Source organism: Ornithinibacillus liuyingii (genome assembly GCF_055550225.1).
Window position 1 is genome coordinate 28,645 of record NZ_JBPWOS010000006.1, and the last position, 17,741, is coordinate 46,385.

Here is a 17,741-nt window from a genome sequence, read left to right on the forward strand (position 1 = left end):
AACACATGATTAGTTAATAGGTTTATCCGAAAAGAGATATTTTATACGAGTAGAACAAAATTATCCCTTATGTGTTACACATTCTAGAAGCTAACTTTTCCTTGAACATGATTTCACTTTATTTATCTTACTCAGAGAGCATTAAATTCATTCATAACTTCTTCAAATGATTGCTCCAACCATCTTTCACATGCATTAGCTGCATTTGTAATGCTTTCTTTTACTAGTGCTTCTTCCTCTTTTGGAAATGCACCTAGTACATAGTCAACTACTGGTATAGGTGATACCGGGCGACCTACGCCTAATCTGATTCGTTTAAAATCTTTCGTGCCCAGTTGATCAATAATAGAGCGGATGCCATTATGACCGCCGTGACCACCTTTTTGTCGTAATCGGATTTTTCCAGTTGGTAAGTCTAAATCATCATAGATTACGAGGACGTCTTCTAACTCAATATCGTAGTATTCCATTAACGGCCGAAGTGATTCTCCTGAAAGGTTCATATAGGTTTGTGGTTCAAGCAGTAACACCTTTTCCCCTTTCAAGGTTGTAATCGTGTAAAGCCCTTTAAATTTCGTCTTGTTAAGATCTAGGTTATGACGTGCCACTAATTCATCTATCACCATAAAACCGATATTATGCCGAGTATTTTGATATTTCTTCCCCGGGTTTCCTAAACCGACAATACATTTCATATTATTTCTTCCTTTTTTAGTATTTAATCTATCTATACAGGCTCGTAGTGTCTTTTGAACACCTACTTAACCATACAGTTATTTACCGTTAGGATGCGCTAACGTAAAACCTTCATCCCATGTAGGCTCTCTTTCATAACAAATACAACAATCGAGGCTGGGACAAAACTATTTCTAACATAGGATAAACCGAACATTAAAGTTAGCGCATCAGACCCGCCCCGGAAATATACTTGCGGTTACTTCCTGTACAGGGGTGACATCTGCTCGAAAAGACCATCGCAGTGTCTACTTTACCGTCGGGCGGCTGATGAGCCTCCTCAGAGCTAACGCTCCCCAGGGGTCTCACCGATGCCTTTCCTCCCACAGGAGTCTCCGTATATTTCCGGGGCTAATGTGGTGATGGTTCGTTTTATATTACCTTTGTTTTAGTTTTGTTCCAGCCTCGTTGTTTTGTATAGTTTTCATATGAATTGGATGTTATTCTTCGTTAGCTTCTGATTGTGCTTCTCCAGTGAATTCTGGTTCTTCACCTGTTTCCTCTTGACCTTCCATATCGGCATTTGTCGTAGGGGCAAGTACACTTGCAACTACTGTCTCTGGATCATCCGTTACTTGATAGGTCGATGATTCTCCAATCTCCGCTACTGTGACAATATCGCCGATACTTTTATTCGAGATGTCTACTGTAATTTCGTTCGGAATATGGTTTGGAGTTGCTCGTACATTTACTTCGTATAGAGGTTGTTGTACGACACCGTTCTCTGGTTCTCCAACCACACGTACTGGTACAGTTGTCTCCAATTCCTGTGACATATTCACCACATAAAAGTCTGCATGTAAGAGATCATCCGTTATTTTATCTGTTTGATAATCATGTAGCATAACATCCAAAGGTGATTCCCCTTGGATTTGCAGTGATATGACAGCATTTTTCCCTTCATCTCGAACGGTTTTAAGTAATGTTATACTATCTACAGAAATTGATTTAGAGCCATTCTCTTTCCCATAAACAACTGCCGGAACTTGTCCATTTTCTCTCAGTTGTTTTGTTGTCGACTTTGTATGATCTTCTCGTTTCATAGCATTTAAGGTTACTGACATCCATATCATCCTTCCACTCAAAAAACTAGTATATCATCTAGTACGGACAACTTTCTCGTATATGCAGGTTGTAGAGCTAAATCATTTATCTAATATAGTATATTCCCCTTAAAACCATTCGCTTAAACATTAATCAAACAAAATACTAACGGATTGTTCCTCATGTACACGGATTATTGCTTCCCCGATAAGAGGTGCAACAGACAATTGGGTAATGTTCTCTATATTCTTCTCTTCTGGTAATGGAATGGAATTTGTAATAACCAATTCTTTAATTTGTGAATTTTGAATACGTTCAATTGCTGGGCCAGATAATACCGGATGTGTACAGCATGCATACACTTCTTTTGCCCCTTGTTCAATTAAGGCATTAGCAGCTAATGTAATGGTACCGGCCGTATCAATGATATCATCAATTAAAATAGCTGTTTTTCCTTCAATATTTCCGATAATATTCATAACCTCGGCAACATTTGGACGTGGTCTTCTTTTATCAATAATACCGATTGGTGCTTTAAGACGGTCAGCCATTTTTCTTGCTCTTGTTACGCCACCATGATCTGGTGAAACAACAATAATATCATCGATGTCTTTTGCTTCAAAATAATCGGATAGTAATGGCACACCTTGTAAGTGGTCAATTGGGCTATCAAAGAAGCCTTGAATTTGTGGTGCGTGTAAATCAAGTGTAATAACACGATCTGCTCCTGCAGTTTCGATTAAATCCGCAATTAGCTTAGCTGTGATTGGCTCTCTTGCACGTGCTTTACGATCTTGTCTTGCGTAACCATAGTAAGGCATTACCACATTAACCGTTTTAGCAGAAGCACGTTTTAGTGCATCTAGCATAATAAGTAATTCCATTAGATGTTGGTTTACTGGTGAGCTTGTTGATTGCACAACATAAACATCACATCCACGAACACTTTCTTCAATGTTAATTTGAATTTCGCCATCACTAAACGATGTTACCGTACATTTTCCTAAAGAAATGCCGATATGCTCTGCGATTTCCTCTGCTAGCTTTCGGTTTGAATTAAGTGAAAAAACTTTCATATTTGAGTTCTGGTATTGAGACATGAAGATACCCCTCCGTTATTTATTTTCTTTCTTTCAATCTGTTCTTTAATCGTGATGCATATCCTTCTTTATTTGATTGTCTTGCTCGAGCAACAGACAAAGCATCTGAAGGTACATCCTTTGTGATGGTCGAGCCTGCAGCAACATATGATCCTTTGCCAATGGTTACTGGGGCAATTAGATTCGAATTGCAGCCAATAAACGCATCATCTTCGATAGTCGTTAAATACTTATTTTTGCCATCATAATTTACTGTAATCGTACCACAACCAATATTAACATTACTTCCGACTTTTGCATCACCAATATAGCTCAAATGGGATACTTTGCTTCCTTCACCTAATTCGGCTTTTTTAATTTCGACAAAGTTACCAATTTTTGCTCCATCACCTATATTAGCATCCGGTCTAATATGAGCAAAAGGACCAATATTTACCCGTGCGCCAATTTTACTGTCTGTTGCCACACTTTGCTTAATTACTGTATTTTCGCCTACTTCACAGTTATGAATTTCACTATTAGGGCCAATAATAGCATTCTCCCGTATGATGGATTTACCACCTATAATAGTTCCTGGGTATATCACAACATCTGATTCAATCACAACATCCGGCTGAATATATGTATTCTCCGGATCGATGATGGAAACGCCATTGCGCATGTGGTATTCATTAATACGACGTTTCATTGTTTTTTCAGCTTGTGCTAACGCAACACGATCATTTACGCCTAGTGTCTCATCAAAGTTAGGCATGGTATAAGCACTTACTTTTTCCGACTTTTCCTTAAGGATTTCAATCACATCTGTTAGATAATATTCTCCTTGGGAGTTATCATTTGAGACGTCTTTTAATGCGCCAAATAATGCTTTATTATCAAAGCAAAACGTTCCCGTATTAATTTCATCGACCTGTAGTTCCTCTGGACTTGCATCCTTTTGCTCTACAATTCGTTCCACTTCATTTTGTTCATTACGGATTACTCTCCCATATCCAAATGGGTTAGGGGCTTTAGCGGTTAGAATCGTAGCCTTCGAGCCTTCTTTTTCATGATGTTCAAATAACTGCTCAAAGGTTTCCTTCGTAATTAATGGGGTATCTCCACATACAACGATGGTTGTACCTTCTTTATCCATCAATAATTCTTCCGCTTGCATCACAGCGTGTCCTGTACCTAGCTGCTCTTCTTGTAAGGCAAACTTCGAATCATTGCCGAGATGTTCTTTCACTTTATCTGAACCAAATCCAACAACGGTCACAACTTCCTCTAATCCTACTGCCTTCACTTGTTCCAGCACATGCTGTACCATAGGCTTACCTAATACGGGATGAAGTACTTTATATAGCTTGGATTTCATTCTCGTACCTTGTCCTGCTGCAAGTATAATTGCATAACGCTTCTTCATGAGGGTAGCCTCCATTATCTATAATCGATGTTTTTATCAATGCTTTCTAATAAATATCCATTTTGACTATATCCTAAAAAAAGGCTAATTTCAACCAATTGAAAGCAAACCGGAGGGACTATTTTGACTCGTTGTAAATCAAAAAAGAGTTGTATTCGATGGATAACCCTCTACAGGAGGATGAGCCTGACTAATACGTTTGAGGAATTATTCGTTGGGGAACAAAAAAAGAAGGCTAATCCTTTGGAGATTAGACCTCTTGTTGAAAAGGGTTTCATTTTTAGGAAGCTCCTGCTTCCTCAAATTCCACTTCTTCACCTGCACGGCGATATTCTTCTAATACGGCATCTTGGATCTTTGCTCTCGTACTAGAGTTAATCGGATGTGCGATATCTCTGAATTCACCATCAGGAGTGCGTTTAGATGGCATTGCTACAAATAGTCCATTATTCCCATCAATTACTCGGATATCATGAACTACAAATTCCTGATCTAACGTAATAGATGCGATAGCACGCATTCTACCTTCCGTATTGACACGGCGTAATCTTACGTCAGTTACTTCCATGCTGATTCACCACCTTTTCGTCTTTGAGTTAGTTATTAAATTCTACAAAAAATTATAAATTCCTGCTTATATTTGAAAAAAGTTTAATAATTTACACAAAAAGTAAAAAATTAGGTTTTTTTTACTAGTTGTCGTAGAAAAGAACCATATACTCAAAAGCTACATTTAGCTGATTTACACCATTAAAAAAAGACCTCCCTAACTAGGAAAAGTCTTCTTTACCCTATATAAAATTTCCACGCTGTACAGAAATGAAGTTTTCTTTAATATCAACATTGGATATTTTTACTAGTGACATATAATCATTCACAACTCGTTCTTCCTCTTCATCATCCGCTTCAGCCAGAACTCCAATTGCCTTCACATTCGTGTTAAACTCTTTTAATAGACTTACCATACCGTTAATCGTTCCGCCTGCTTTCATAAAGTCATCAATAATGCATACATTAGACCCTTCTTCCAAGCTACGCTTCGGTAAGACCATTGTTTGAATTTTTCTGGAAGAGCCAGAAACATAGTTAATGCTTACTGAAGAGCCTTCTGTTACCTTAGGATCTCTTCGCACAATAACAACAGGAACATTCAAGAATGAAGCTACCGCATATGCAAGTGGGATACCTTTGGTTGCGACCGTTACGACAACATCGATATCTAGTTTGGAGAAGTTAGAAGCAAAAATTCTTCCTATTTCACGAACTGTGTGAGGTTCTCCTAATAAATCACTCATATAAAGATAACCACCGGGTAATATTCGATCTGGATCTTTCAGTCGTTCACATAACTGATCAACAAATTCCATTCCCTTTTCCATAGGGGACTCTGGAATATACATGACGCCTCCAGCTGATCCTGCTATGCGCTTTAAATGTCCTAATCCTTCCGCTCGAAACATTTGATCAATGATGTCTAGGTCTTCACTGATTGATGCTTTTGCGGCTTTATACTTTTCTGCAAATGATGGCAGATTTTTATGAACTCTCGGATTTTCTAGAAAATAGTTTGTTATTGCAACTAATCTCCCACTTCTTTTCATGATTTCACCTCTAAAACCGAATTATTTCATATAAATATACCACCATCATACGCATTTAGCAAGCACCTCAGCCGATTAATCGAACTAAATACACTTCCTGGCAAAAGCCCTTCATTCCATTATAGATTCGTTGTGCTTTACTTTGTTGTTCTACTAAGCCATATACTGTAGGACCACTACCGCTCATTAATACACCGGACGCACCCGCTTGGAGCATCTTTTCTTTAATACGTAGCACCTCAGGATGTAATGCGGTGGTGATAGCTTCTAGTGAGTTACCGATATTCTGACATAGCTTGTTAAAGTCCTTTTCATATAATGCTTCCACTACCTGATTGGTATTAGGGTGAATAATCTCGTCCATTTTTACACGTTGAAAAATCGTTCGTGTTGAGACACCAATATCTGGCTTAGCTAATACCACCCAAAACGGGGGTGGTGATGGCAGTGGTTCAATGATTTCCCCGAAGCCTTTAGCAATACCCGTTGAACCATAGACACAAAAAGGTATATCTGATCCCAAGGTTGATCCAAGCTCTGCTAGTTGCTCAATAGGAATGTCCATATTCCATAAACGGTTCAAGCCTCTTAATACAGCCGCAGCATCCGTACTGCCTCCGCCAAGCCCCGCAGAAACTGGGATAACCTTTTCAATCTTAATATGTACCCCTTTGTTTATATTATATTTTTGTTTAAATGCCTTAGCTGCCTTATAGGCTAAATTCCGTTCATCGTTTGGAACATATCTACTCCATAAAGAAACTTCGATTCGATCTTCCTCCAAGGTATTTAACTCAATTCGATCTGCTAAATCAACCGTCGTCATAACCATTTCCACATCATGATAACCATCCTCACGTTTTCGCAAAACATCAAGAGATAGATTGATTTTGGCAGGCGCTTTCTCAAAGTGAGTCATCTCCGTCACCTACTTTTTTCATGTATGGAAATTGTAACATATATTAAAATCGGTTGCGACTTGTTCTATTTACGGATTCTATGTCCATATATAAAGAGCAGATCGATTATGATCTGCCCTGTAAATTTTGCTCGGCTATTTCAATTGCTCGCTTTACCATGTTCCCGGCATCCCTTGCCTTAATACCGCCCCAGCCTTCTTTTTGAACCGTGTCGTAAAAGCCTAACTCTTTTGCAATTTCTTCTTTTAGTTGGTCTGACATAATCCCACGTCTACCCAAAGAAGAACAACCCCTTTCGTGTTATAACCTGTTACGACATGTTTATTATTTGTAGCAATCATTGGATTAGACAAGTTATATCTAGGAAACCAAGGGAAAATCTTGCTAAAATTGATATTCCTTTAACAAACTCTCTAGCTTAAGAGCTAACCCAATATTCCCATCCACTTTTAACTTACCCGTCATAAAAGCAGTCATACTATTTAGGTTACCCGCCAGAAATTTTCTAAATATAGCGTTTTTCATTTTTAGTGTACAATCTGGGTTCGACGCAGTAGTAGGCAAAATAGAAAATTCCCCATTCTCAAATTTCAATTGATAACAAACCGCTTCATCGGTAATGTGAATTTCGTATGTAGCCTTTATTTTAGCGTACGGATCTGGGTTCTCCTGTAATTTCAACTCAATCTCTTTCCAAACCTCCTGCACCGTACCACTCTCGATTAAGCTCACCATTCATCCCCCCAAAACTTTTCAAATTGTCTAATAATTATATATAAAAAATAAAGATCAGTAAACCATTGGGCTACTGATCTAATAACATTGCTTTAGTATGTTCATCATTGAAGTTTAGTTCTACTGTTTCTGTAAGTACGTCTGCATAGCTGTATGAAACACGTTCGAAAGCATTCTCATCTTGATCAAGTTCAACGATAAATACAGAAGGGTACGTTTCTGCTAAAATTCCCGTTCTTTCAATTGTCTTCCTTCTGCCACCATTAGCTTTTAACGTTAATCGCTTTCCAATTTGACACTCGAGACCTTGCTTAATTTCGGTTAATGTTTTAGCCAATACACTCCACCTCACTGTAAGTTAACTATACCATATGCTTGTTTAAAAGTCAAATAAAATCTTATATTATAACAAGATACGTTTTTTGCTGTCAACAAGTAAATTCCACTTATTGATATTATTATGACAAAATGTTGACATATTATGTATATTTTTTGCATATAATTTAAAACTCGACCTACTTCCGTTAGTAAGTCGAGTGATTTAATCTTTATTCCATTGGTATCGATTCGCTTGATTCCTCATCATCTGTTAAATAGGGTAACCCCGTACGAAGCAATCCTTTTGTCTCTACTCCGCCCATCCCCTTTTCACCTGTCATCGTATTACGTAGCGCATCCCATACACTCACCTTTTCCATAAAAGGTGTATAGGCTATCTTAGCCGCGATATAAACTGGATCTAATGCATGGATATTAATACGGTGAGGAGAACTTGCAAAATTCGCTCCGGCCCGAATTAAGGATTCGAAATGGGACTGACATGCCCCTGCAAAGATAACTAATTGATCAAGGTGTGGAACAACCTTTCTTGCTTCTCTAACGGTTTCTGCAAAATATTTTGAATGGCGATAGGCTCGTATATCCTGTTTAGCCCCTTTGCTTTTCGAAAAGGAATCATGCCCGGTAATGACAATGATATCTGGTTGGATCTTTTCAATTAGGGTCTGAATATGAAAAGACATTTCCTTTTCGTTCAAATGAACCCCATGTACTTGTAACCCTAACCGTTGATAGAGACTAATACATTTTCGCAGGTAGTTTTGATCTCCATCTAGATGTAATACTTTCGCTGGCAATTGAAAGTAATCTGCATATTGATAACCGTCTGTTGATTGATAATCACGCTTTTCCTTCATCAACTGATAATCCTGACGAAACAACCGATAGGAAAACTCTTCCTGTTCTTTTCCCTTTTGTCTTCTTTTTTCTAAATCTCGTTCTTCAACTTTAGTTAAATCCTCTAGTGGTGCATCTGCTTCTAAACGTATATCTTCCCCATGTAAGATTGCTTTATCCTGCTTGATGGATGAAACCCGAAATAACAAATCATGATGATATGATTTCCTTGTAACTAGTTCACCTACTACTCTACGCTCCATATATACACCTCACAGCCTCCATGTACCATGAAAGCATTCTCCTATATAGACTATGAGTAAGATGCCTTATACGTGCTTTAAAGCAATATAAAAAGGTGCCCTCGTAAGGACACCTAGCTAATTATGATGCTGTAGCTTATAAAAAGCGTTTGCTAAAATACTAAATTCTTGCATATCCAGTGATTCGCCACGTCTTGTTCCATCAATTCCAATTGCTTCAAGCTGCTCGTTAATCGTGTCTTTATCCAATATTCCTTTGAAATGGCTGGTGAGATTATTTCGTAATGTTTTTCTTCGTTGTGCGAATGAGGCCTGGACAAGTGTGAAAAAGTAATCCTCATCCTCCACCTCTACCGGTGGCTTGCTTCGCGTGACAAGCTGTAAGATGCTAGAATCGACATTTGGCTGTGGCATGAATACGGTTTTCGGCACATTCATTACAACCTTAGCCTCTGTATAGTACTGTATCGCTATGGTTAAGGAGCCATAGCTTTTCGTATTTGGCTGTGCAGCCATTCGATCCGCTACTTCCTTTTGGATCATAACGGTGATACTTTCAACAGGTAAACGTTCCCGGAGTAACTTCATTAAGATTGGCGTCGTAATGTAGTACGGTAAATTAGCCACGATATGGATAGGCTGATTCTCCTGGAAGTTTTCTTTAATCACGTCATGAACATCCGCTTTAAGAATATCTTGATGTACAATTCGAATATTATCATAGTCGGATAGCGTATCATCCAAAATCGGTAAGAGACGGCCATCAATTTCAAAAGCTACGACCTTATCTGAGTGGATAGCCAGTTGTTCTGTTAATGCGCCAATACCCGGGCCAATTTCCATTGTTCCTGTCGTCTTATCGATTCCTGCATGGCCAATAATATTTTTGAGCACATTCACATCTATTAAGAAATTCTGCCCGAGGCTCTTTTTAAAGGTGAAGTGATATTTTTGTAAAATCTCTTTTGTCTTTATAGGTGTTGCAATATATTTCTTATCCATGAATGTCCTCCTGCTCTATCTTTTCCATCGCTTCTTCTAACTGTGCTTTAGAAATTTGAAACATCGTGAGGCGTTTGAGTAATTGTTTTCCATTCGTATGGCCAACTTGTAATATTTCTCCAAGTCGTTCCCGTCGCTTACTTGATCCAGGCCCTCCGATTAACCGATAGTTCATTAAATCTTCTTTCGTGATATCCGTTTGTTCGATGTCGGCTAGTTCATATACATCCTCTAATGCCTTTCTAATGACTTCTACGGATGCATGCTCAATTCCTAAGCTCTTGTTATTAGGATGCTTCGCACGGGCGTTATCTTGTGTTAGGAATGCGTGCTTACACCCTGGAACAGCTTGGTCAATAATATGTCGGATACGTTCGCCTGGATAATCTGGATCGGTAAAAATAATCACACCGCGTTTTTCTTTTGCGTGCTTAATTTGTTGAATCGTTTTTTGGTTAATAGCCGATCCGTTTGTTTCGATCGTATCCGCATCGACTGCTAGTTTTATTTTCGTCGTGTCGTCTTTTCCTTCAACGATTATTATTTCTTTTATTTTCAATGAATGTTCCTCGCTTTATTCAAAATATCCCATACGCATAGCAGAATCATGTATTCTACAGAAGGCACTTCACTTTCTCGTCCGTTAGCGAATGTGTTTTTTCTTATGCTTACGGAATATATTTTTATACTTTCCTGACTGTAAATAAAAAACCATGCTCTTACCACTATAACATGGTGGGAGCATGGTTTACATTAATCTAATATTTTTACTTTTACTTTTTTCACGCCCCAATTATAGGCATCTGCTTTAGTTGGGACATGGATGTCAATACGGTTTCCTTTGATATGACCGCCTGTATCTCCTGCAATTGCTTCTCCGTAGCCTTCTACCCATACTCTAGTACCGAGTGGGATGACATTTGGATCAACCGCGATGACTCTCGTATTAGGATTATCCTTTAGGTTAATCCCAGTAGCGGTATATCCTGAGCATCCATTACACTCTGCCGTAAATGCACTTGCAGTCATCGTAATTTCTTTGCCACCGCCATCTGATAATGTAACAAGATTTTGTGGCTCTTTCGTTCCAATAGCGACAATACGGTTTTGACTTTCTTTTGTCACTTCTTCGCCTACTAGATCCCGGCTTACTTCTTTGCCATTTTCATATGTAACTTCATATGTTTTAACAACGGCACCCTCTTCACCAGGCGAAATGACTTCTTCTTGCCCTTTGTCCAATGAACTATCCTGACGTGTTTCTGTTTGGAAAGCAACTGTATCTGTTACTTCCTCCACTTTCTTTTCAACTCGAACAATGGAGATTGTCGTATCCTTCGTAATGGTTTTATCAAGAGCTGGCTTTACTTGATCAAGCTCTGATAAGGTGACTTTACTTTCGTTTAACAACTCCTGAACTGAACTACCTGTCGTCCAAATCTTCTTTTCTTTCCCACCATCATCAATCGTCACTTGAAAAGCTCTCTTGACAGAAAGATCCAAGTTATCTTTAATCACTTCGTCTAATGGGTGGGATAATTCGTCATGCTTAGCAATAGAAAGATTATTTTCTTTTAAGAATTCTTCTACTGTGTCGGCTACTGTATAATACATTTGTTCCTCGCCGTCTACTGTAACCATAACTTTATTTGCTTTTTTATATTCTATTTTCATTCCGTTTGCAATCTCTGCACTTAAATCATGTGATAGTGCATCATGCTCTCCGAATTCAATCCCTACTTCTTCTAGTAGTTCTTCTACTGTATTGGCATGGGTTGCTATTGTTCTATCTTTTCCATTCTCAGCGAATACTACTTCTTTCTGTGTTGCGTAAAATAGTATCATACTTCCAAATGCAAAAAGTGCAATTACACCAATACTTGAAATAACCAGCATCCGTTTCGAGGCCGGCAATAGCTTTGAAACAATTCGCATGCTTCTTGCCTCCTTATTCGAATTGATTATATAGACACTATTATGTAAATGTAAATGATTATAGGATTACGGTTATTTTACAGTTTTATTACAACACCCATATCCGCCCGTTGTCCAAATAGTATTGACCCCAGCTAAACCCTTGCTATTTCTAGCTTTGTCAAAAATAAAAAAGACTAGATTTTACCTAGTCTTTTTTATCTAAAAAAAATGAAAAAAATATGTTTTTTCTAGTTACATTTAACTATTTACCTCTTAATTTTGAAAATGGAGCATGCATTTTCCGTTGTTTTTTCACTTAATTCTTCTAGCGAAATTTGTCTTATTTCCGCTATCTTTTCTGCTACTAATTTTACATAGGCAGGTTCATTTCGTTTTCCCCGATTCGGATGTGGGGCAAGAAATGGTGCATCTGTTTCGATAAGTAAACGATCGATTGGTACCATAGCTGCAACTTCTTTTGGCATAGGTGCGTTTTTGAATGTTACAGGACCCCCAAGTGATATATAGAAGTTCATGTCCAAACATGTTTGAACATATTCGGCAGAGTCATTATAACAGTGCATAATTCCGCCAATTTCTTTCGCATTCTCCTCTTGAAGGATCGTAATAATATCTTCGGTTGCTTCACGGTTATGAATAATGATTGGCAACCTCACTTTTTTGGCTAATTGGATTTGTTTGCGAAATACTTCTTTTTGAATGTCTTTTGGTGATTTGTCCCAATGATAGTCTAGGCCCATTTCGCCAATCGCGACTACTTTCGGATGTTGTGATAATTCCTCAATCCATGTCAAATCTTCGTCGGTCATGTCGATAGCATCTACTGGATGCCAGCCTACTGCTGCATAAATAGTGTCATATTGCTCCGCTATTTCTATTGCTAGTGGAATCGTTTCGCGATCAAAACCTACTACAACCATGAATGTTACGCCAGTATCGAATGCACGTTTAATTACCTCGTCACGGTCTTCTAAAAATTGCCTAGCGTTCATATGTACATGTGTGTCAAATAACATGTTATCGTCCTTTCTATGAAAAAAGGTCAGGCTGCTACACGTTCGGGACGTGTAGTTTGCTGACCTTTATTTGATTCATTATCGGTCCAGATACCATTTACTAGTTTCCATCTCTCCATAAACATTGCTGTCCACTAGAATCATGGTTTACAGACCGTTTCGTTCCTATTTTTCTTACTTAACAATCGAACCGTTTGGTAGGGACTGTTCTACGGTTGCTAGTGATAGGTTACCTTGTTCATCTTCTCCTGATAGAATCATACCTTCTGACATTTCTCCGCGTAGTTTAACCGGTTTTAGGTTGGTTACACAGATTACTTTCTTTCCTACCATTTCTTCTGGTGAATAATATTTTGCAATACCAGAAATAACCTGACGTTTTTCGCTACCTAAATCTAGTTGCAGCTTTAATAGTTTGTCGGCTTTTTTCATTTTTTCGGCATGGATAACCTCTGCTACACGCATATCAAGCTTCATGAAATCATCATAGACAATTTCCGCTTTCTTATCTGCATCTTGCTCTGCTTCTTTTTCTTCTACTGCTGGACCTTGCATCATTGCTTTAATAGCTACTACTTCTTCTTCCACCTCCAGGCGTGGGAATAATGGTGCACCCTTGACAACTTTTGTACCAGGCGTAATTTGCCCTAGCTCATATACACTATCCCATTCTTTTAATGCATCATCTTGAACGCCTAGCTGTCTAAATATTTCTTCTGGCGATTTAGTTAAGAAAGGCTGAAGCATAACTGCAACAATACGTAAGGAATCCGCTAAATGTGCCATCACATTGCCAAGTCTTGCTTTATTTGATTCATCCTTCGCTAGAACCCATGGTGTTGTTTCATCAATATATTTATTCGTTCTACTAATTAATTGCCAGATAGAGGATAGTGCAACAGAGAACTGCATCTCTTCTAATGCTTCTTCTACTTGTTGAATCGTGTCTTTTATAGTCGCTTCTAGCGATTGATCGACCTCTGTTTCCGCCAAGCGATATTCTGGAAGCTCTCCATCAAAGTATTTTTCAATCATGGCTACGGTACGATTTAATAGATTACCTAAATCATTTGCTAAATCAAAGTTCGTACGCTCGACAAAACCTTCAGGTGTAAATACCCCATCTGAACCAAATGGTACTTCACGAAGTAAATAATAACGTAATGCATCCAGACCATAACGGTCAATCAAGCTTACAGGGTCAACGACATTCCCTTTTGATTTAGACATCTTACCATCCTTCATCAGAATCCAACCATGTGCAAATACTTTCTTCGGAAGTGGTAAATCAAGTGCCATTAACATAATTGGCCAATAAATGGTGTGGAATCGAACAATTTCCTTACTCATTAAATGGACATCTGCTGGCCAGTATTTCTTAAATTTCGCTTCATTTTCTGAACCATAGCCAATAGCAGTAATATAGTTGCTTAGTGCGTCAATCCAAACGTAAATGACATGCTTCGGATCCCCTGGAACTTTAATTCCCCAATCAAAGGTCGTTCTCGAAACTGCCAAATCTTCAAGTCCTGGTTTAATGAAATTATTTAACATTTCATTCTTACGGCTCTCAGGTTGGATAAACTCAGGATGTTCATCATAGTACTGAACTAGACGATCAACATATTTACTCATTTTGAAGAAATAGGATTCTTCTTTTACCATTTCTACCTTACCGCCACAATCTGGACAGTGCCCATCAACTAATTGGCGTTCTGTAAAGAAAGATTCATCAGAAGTACAATACCAACCCTCATATTGGTCTAAATAAATATCGCCTTGTTTAACTAATTGATCAAAAATCTTTGCAACTACCTTTTTATGACGTTCTTCCGTCGTACGAATAAAATCATCGTTCGTAATTTCAAGCTTTTTCCATAGGTCTTGGATTCCACTTACAATCTCATCCACATATTGTTGTGGTGTAACCCCTTTTTCCTCGGCTTTGCGTTGTATTTTTTGTCCGTGCTCATCTGTACCTGTTAAATACATAACATCATAGCCACGCATACGTTTGTAACGAGAAATAGCATCGCCAGCAACAGTGGAATAAGCATGTCCTATATGTAGTTTACCGCTTGGGTAATAAATTGGTGTTGTAATATAAAATGTTTTTTGTTCACTCATCAAATAGCCTCCTCGTAACCTGTTAAGATTCTTCTATTGTATCGATTTTATCAATAGATTTCCATATTTTCTTATTGCTATCATGACCTATACTTTGAATTATTAGCGTTAAGAGCAAATTTTAGACAAATAGGCTGTGCATAGCTTACAATTACTTCTCATAATGGAATATTTATAAATTTTTTTGTATGTTTAGGTTTATGCTAGACTGGGTATGAAAAAAAAGAATGTTAATTCATAAAATTTTCCTATAATTAGGTCAACACATTTGACAGAAACAGGAAAGGTTTGATAATATAGGCAAAGAAATATGTCGAAAAGTGACGAAATGGCTTTTATTTCGAGGAGGGGAATATTAATGAAATCTACTGGTATTGTGAGAAAGGTAGATGAGCTTGGAAGGGTTGTCATTCCTATTGAGCTACGTAGAACATTAGACATTAACATCAAGGATCCACTTGAAATTTACGTTGATAATGACAAAGTAATTTTAAAGAAATATCAACCTAATATGGCGTGCCAAATTACGGGAGAATCTTCAGATGAAAATATTTCATTGGCTAACGGTAAAATCGTTCTTAGCCCTGAGGGAGCAAAGCTTCTAATTGAAGAGATTCAATCCCGATTTAAATAGGTCAACTTATGGAAAGAGCTACAACAGGAGATTCTGTTCTAGCTCTTTTTCAAAAGATAAGAGAGTATAAAATCAAATTGAGAGCACCGTGCTTTTTCATTGCGCTTACGACTAGGCTTATTCAATATGATACGCTTGATAGACCTCTCGCTTTGGAAGATTTCTATCCTTGGCTACTTGTTTAATGGCTTCTTTACTAGAGAGCCCCTGCTGAATGTAATGTTCGACATGATCATTTACTTCCATGCCCTCCCACCAGACTTCTGCTTCCAGTTCAAGTTCTTCAGCGCTTCCTTCCACAACGATACAAAATTCACCCTTTGGCTCATTTTCATTAGCCCATGCAATGATCTCATCTGCTGTTCCACGTACATATTCTTCAAAGCGCTTCGTCAGCTCACGAGCGATTGCCATTTGACGATTACCAAGCTGCTTTTGTATAGCTTTTAAGGTCTCTTTTATTCTATATGGCGACTCATAGAGGATAATGGTTGCTTGTAGTCTTCCTAAGCGTGCTAATTCCGCTTCTTTATCCTTTGGCTTTCTAGGCAGGAAGCCATAAAATAGAAACTCCTTATTCGGCAACCCAGAGCCTACTAAAGCACATAATGCCGCATTGGCACCAGGTAAGACGACTACAGGGTATTCTTGTTCCGCACAAGCCTTCACTATCTCATAACCAGGATCTGAAATGGCCGGCATACCGGCATCACTTACTAATGCAATCGACTCACCATTTGCTAACTTTTCTAGTAGCTGGTCCTCTCGCCCGATTTTATTATGCTCATGGTAGCTGATTAACGGGGTAGAAATCTCAAAGTGATTTAATAGTCTTTTCGTATTCCGCGTATCCTCTGCAGCAATTACCGATACCGATTTTAATACAGAAAGTGCTCGGTAGGTAATATCCTCTAAATTACCAATAGGAGTTGGAACAACGTATAAAGTTCCTACATCACGGGGTTCAAAGCTCTTTTGAACGATCATACTGCATAACCTCTTTCAATTTATCTCGGATTAACTGGAATTTCCCTTTTCTCGTTAATTGCTTGATTTCATATTCTCGCTTCATCGCTTCTTCTTTCGTAGGGAATTTCTCCACAAACATTACCTGAAAAGGTCCACGTCCTCGTGTGTATTTAGCACCCTTACCAGCTTCATGCGCCTTTAGCCGATTCTCTAAATCATTCGTGTAGCCAGTATATAGTGTATTATCACTGCATTTAAGGATGTATACCGTATGTTCTTGATCACTCATAGATAATCTCCTTTGCTTCCTCTGTGTAAGTACCATCTTCATTATAAATAACTAATGGCGGCAAAATATGTAAATCTGCTTTCCCATCACGAACACCCTCAATTAGTAGCATATTCGCCTCACGACCCTTTTTCGGATAGACTAGACGGATTCGTTTCGGTTCCAACCGATAAGCGCGGAAGGTAGTTAAAATATCAACAAGCCTTCCTGGTCTATGTACCATCGCTACTTTTCCACCTGGCCGAACATGTAGCTTACATGCTTTCACTGCATCTTCTAATGTGCAGAGCACTTCATGTCTCGCAATTGTTAAATGTTCATTCTGATTATGCTCTGTACGAGATGGCGTTTTAAAATACGGTGGATTACACGTTACCACGTCAAAGCTAGAATGTCCTAATTCTTCCTTTAAGTTGCGAATATCTCCATGAATCATCGTAATCTGCTCGGTTAATTCATTTAGCTCAATACTGCGCTTTGCCATATGAATAATCCTATCCTGTATTTCAACACCTACGATTTGTGCCTGACTCTTTCTAGATAATAAAAGCGGGATCACACCATTTCCACTACATAAATCAAGAATGGACCCTCTCTTAATCGGTATTTGAGCAAAATTCGCCAACAGCACCGCATCTAACGAAAAGGAAAAAGCAGTAGGACTTTGAATAATCTGCATCCCCTCATCTGCCACTAAATAATCCAGCCTCTCATCATCAAATAATTTAACCATGCCTCTAAATCCTTTCCTACTACCTGAAACATTATGATTATTTTTCTTGTTGTT

The 17,741-nt window shown here is 38.3% G+C and carries 20 protein-coding genes; 1 reads left to right on the forward strand and 19 read right to left on the reverse strand.

Annotated elements, in window-relative coordinates; genetic code table 11:
• Positions 1-131: 131 nt before the first annotated feature.
• The 16 genes from pth to metG form a co-directional block, all read right to left on the reverse strand.
• Positions 132-695 carry an aminoacyl-tRNA hydrolase gene (pth, locus tag ACSKT4_RS09225; protein WP_186871114.1) on the reverse strand — a complete coding sequence of 188 codons (564 nt, stop codon included), beginning with the start codon at positions 693-695 and terminating at the stop codon, positions 132-134.
• 480 nt (positions 696-1,175) lie between these two features.
• Positions 1,176-1,799 carry a 50S ribosomal protein L25/general stress protein Ctc gene (locus ACSKT4_RS09230; protein ID WP_186871113.1) on the reverse strand — a complete coding sequence of 208 codons (624 nt, stop codon included), beginning with the start codon at positions 1,797-1,799 and terminating at the stop codon, positions 1,176-1,178.
• A gap of 129 nt (positions 1,800-1,928) precedes the next feature.
• Positions 1,929-2,879, reverse strand: a complete 951-nt coding sequence (locus ACSKT4_RS09235; RefSeq protein ID WP_281413729.1) for a ribose-phosphate diphosphokinase — start codon at positions 2,877-2,879, stop codon at positions 1,929-1,931.
• Positions 2,880-2,898: 19 nt separating this feature from the next.
• Entirely contained in the window at positions 2,899-4,284 is a 1,386-nt protein-coding gene (gene glmU, locus ACSKT4_RS09240; protein ID WP_186871111.1) for a bifunctional UDP-N-acetylglucosamine diphosphorylase/glucosamine-1-phosphate N-acetyltransferase GlmU, read from the reverse strand.
• Between the two features lie 280 nt (positions 4,285-4,564).
• The gene (gene spoVG / locus ACSKT4_RS09245; protein WP_010094877.1) at positions 4,565-4,852 is read right to left on the reverse strand and encodes a septation regulator SpoVG; all 288 of its coding nucleotides are present in this window, start codon (positions 4,850-4,852) and stop codon (positions 4,565-4,567) included.
• Between the two features lie 223 nt (positions 4,853-5,075).
• Positions 5,076-5,885, reverse strand: coding sequence for a pur operon repressor (purR, locus tag ACSKT4_RS09250; protein ID WP_186871110.1), 810 nt, complete (start codon positions 5,883-5,885; stop codon positions 5,076-5,078).
• A gap of 67 nt (positions 5,886-5,952) precedes the next feature.
• Positions 5,953-6,804, reverse strand: coding sequence for a 4-(cytidine 5'-diphospho)-2-C-methyl-D-erythritol kinase (ispE, locus tag ACSKT4_RS09255; RefSeq protein ID WP_186871109.1), 852 nt, complete (start codon positions 6,802-6,804; stop codon positions 5,953-5,955).
• A 106-nt stretch (positions 6,805-6,910) separates the two neighbouring features.
• Positions 6,911-7,066 (reverse strand): small, acid-soluble spore protein, alpha/beta type, encoded by a 156-nt coding sequence (locus tag ACSKT4_RS09260; protein WP_186871108.1) that lies wholly within the window; start codon positions 7,064-7,066, stop codon positions 6,911-6,913.
• Between the two features lie 123 nt (positions 7,067-7,189).
• On the reverse strand, positions 7,190-7,537 hold the full coding sequence (locus ACSKT4_RS09265) for an SCP2 sterol-binding domain-containing protein (RefSeq protein WP_186871107.1): 348 nt from the start codon (positions 7,535-7,537) through the stop codon (positions 7,190-7,192).
• A gap of 73 nt (positions 7,538-7,610) precedes the next feature.
• Positions 7,611-7,877, reverse strand: coding sequence for a biofilm formation stimulator Veg (gene veg / locus ACSKT4_RS09270; RefSeq protein WP_186871106.1), 267 nt, complete (start codon positions 7,875-7,877; stop codon positions 7,611-7,613).
• Positions 7,878-8,088: 211 nt separating this feature from the next.
• Positions 8,089-8,979 carry a sporulation peptidase YabG gene (gene yabG / locus ACSKT4_RS09275; RefSeq protein ID WP_186871105.1) on the reverse strand — a complete coding sequence of 297 codons (891 nt, stop codon included), beginning with the start codon at positions 8,977-8,979 and terminating at the stop codon, positions 8,089-8,091.
• Between the two features lie 117 nt (positions 8,980-9,096).
• Positions 9,097-9,981 (reverse strand): 16S rRNA (adenine(1518)-N(6)/adenine(1519)-N(6))-dimethyltransferase RsmA, encoded by an 885-nt coding sequence (gene rsmA, locus ACSKT4_RS09280; RefSeq protein WP_186871104.1) that lies wholly within the window; start codon positions 9,979-9,981, stop codon positions 9,097-9,099.
• Positions 9,974-10,540, reverse strand: a complete 567-nt coding sequence (rnmV, locus tag ACSKT4_RS09285) for a ribonuclease M5 (RefSeq protein WP_186871103.1) — start codon at positions 10,538-10,540, stop codon at positions 9,974-9,976. The genes rsmA and rnmV overlap by 8 nt, the downstream gene beginning before the upstream one ends.
• A 194-nt stretch (positions 10,541-10,734) precedes the next feature.
• A complete protein-coding gene (locus ACSKT4_RS09290; RefSeq protein ID WP_186871102.1) occupies positions 10,735-11,916 on the reverse strand; it encodes a G5 and 3D domain-containing protein in 1,182 nt (393 codons plus the stop codon).
• 248 nt (positions 11,917-12,164) lie between these two features.
• Entirely contained in the window at positions 12,165-12,935 is a 771-nt protein-coding gene (locus tag ACSKT4_RS09295) for a TatD family hydrolase (protein WP_465823219.1), read from the reverse strand.
• A gap of 174 nt (positions 12,936-13,109) precedes the next feature.
• Positions 13,110-15,062, reverse strand: coding sequence for a methionine--tRNA ligase (metG, locus tag ACSKT4_RS09300; RefSeq protein ID WP_465823221.1), 1,953 nt, complete (start codon positions 15,060-15,062; stop codon positions 13,110-13,112).
• Between the two features lie 358 nt (positions 15,063-15,420).
• Here metG and ACSKT4_RS09305 point away from each other — a divergent pair, with 358 nt between their 5' ends.
• The gene (locus ACSKT4_RS09305) at positions 15,421-15,696 is read left to right on the forward strand and encodes an AbrB/MazE/SpoVT family DNA-binding domain-containing protein (RefSeq protein WP_186871099.1); all 276 of its coding nucleotides are present in this window, start codon (positions 15,421-15,423) and stop codon (positions 15,694-15,696) included.
• A gap of 117 nt (positions 15,697-15,813) precedes the next feature.
• Here ACSKT4_RS09305 and rsmI read toward each other — a convergent pair whose 3' ends face one another.
• From rsmI to ACSKT4_RS09320, 3 genes are read right to left on the reverse strand one after another with little or no spacing between them, the layout of a single operon-like run.
• Positions 15,814-16,683 (reverse strand): 16S rRNA (cytidine(1402)-2'-O)-methyltransferase, encoded by an 870-nt coding sequence (gene rsmI, locus ACSKT4_RS09310; protein WP_465823222.1) that lies wholly within the window; start codon positions 16,681-16,683, stop codon positions 15,814-15,816.
• Complete coding sequence (locus ACSKT4_RS09315; RefSeq protein WP_186871097.1) at positions 16,661-16,954, reverse strand: GIY-YIG nuclease family protein; 294 nt, start codon at positions 16,952-16,954, stop codon at positions 16,661-16,663. Before ACSKT4_RS09315 ends, rsmI begins: the two co-directional genes overlap by 23 nt.
• The gene (locus ACSKT4_RS09320) at positions 16,947-17,687 is read right to left on the reverse strand and encodes a tRNA1(Val) (adenine(37)-N6)-methyltransferase (protein ID WP_186871096.1); all 741 of its coding nucleotides are present in this window, start codon (positions 17,685-17,687) and stop codon (positions 16,947-16,949) included. Before ACSKT4_RS09320 ends, ACSKT4_RS09315 begins: the two co-directional genes overlap by 8 nt.
• Between the last annotated feature and the right edge of the window lie 54 nt (positions 17,688-17,741).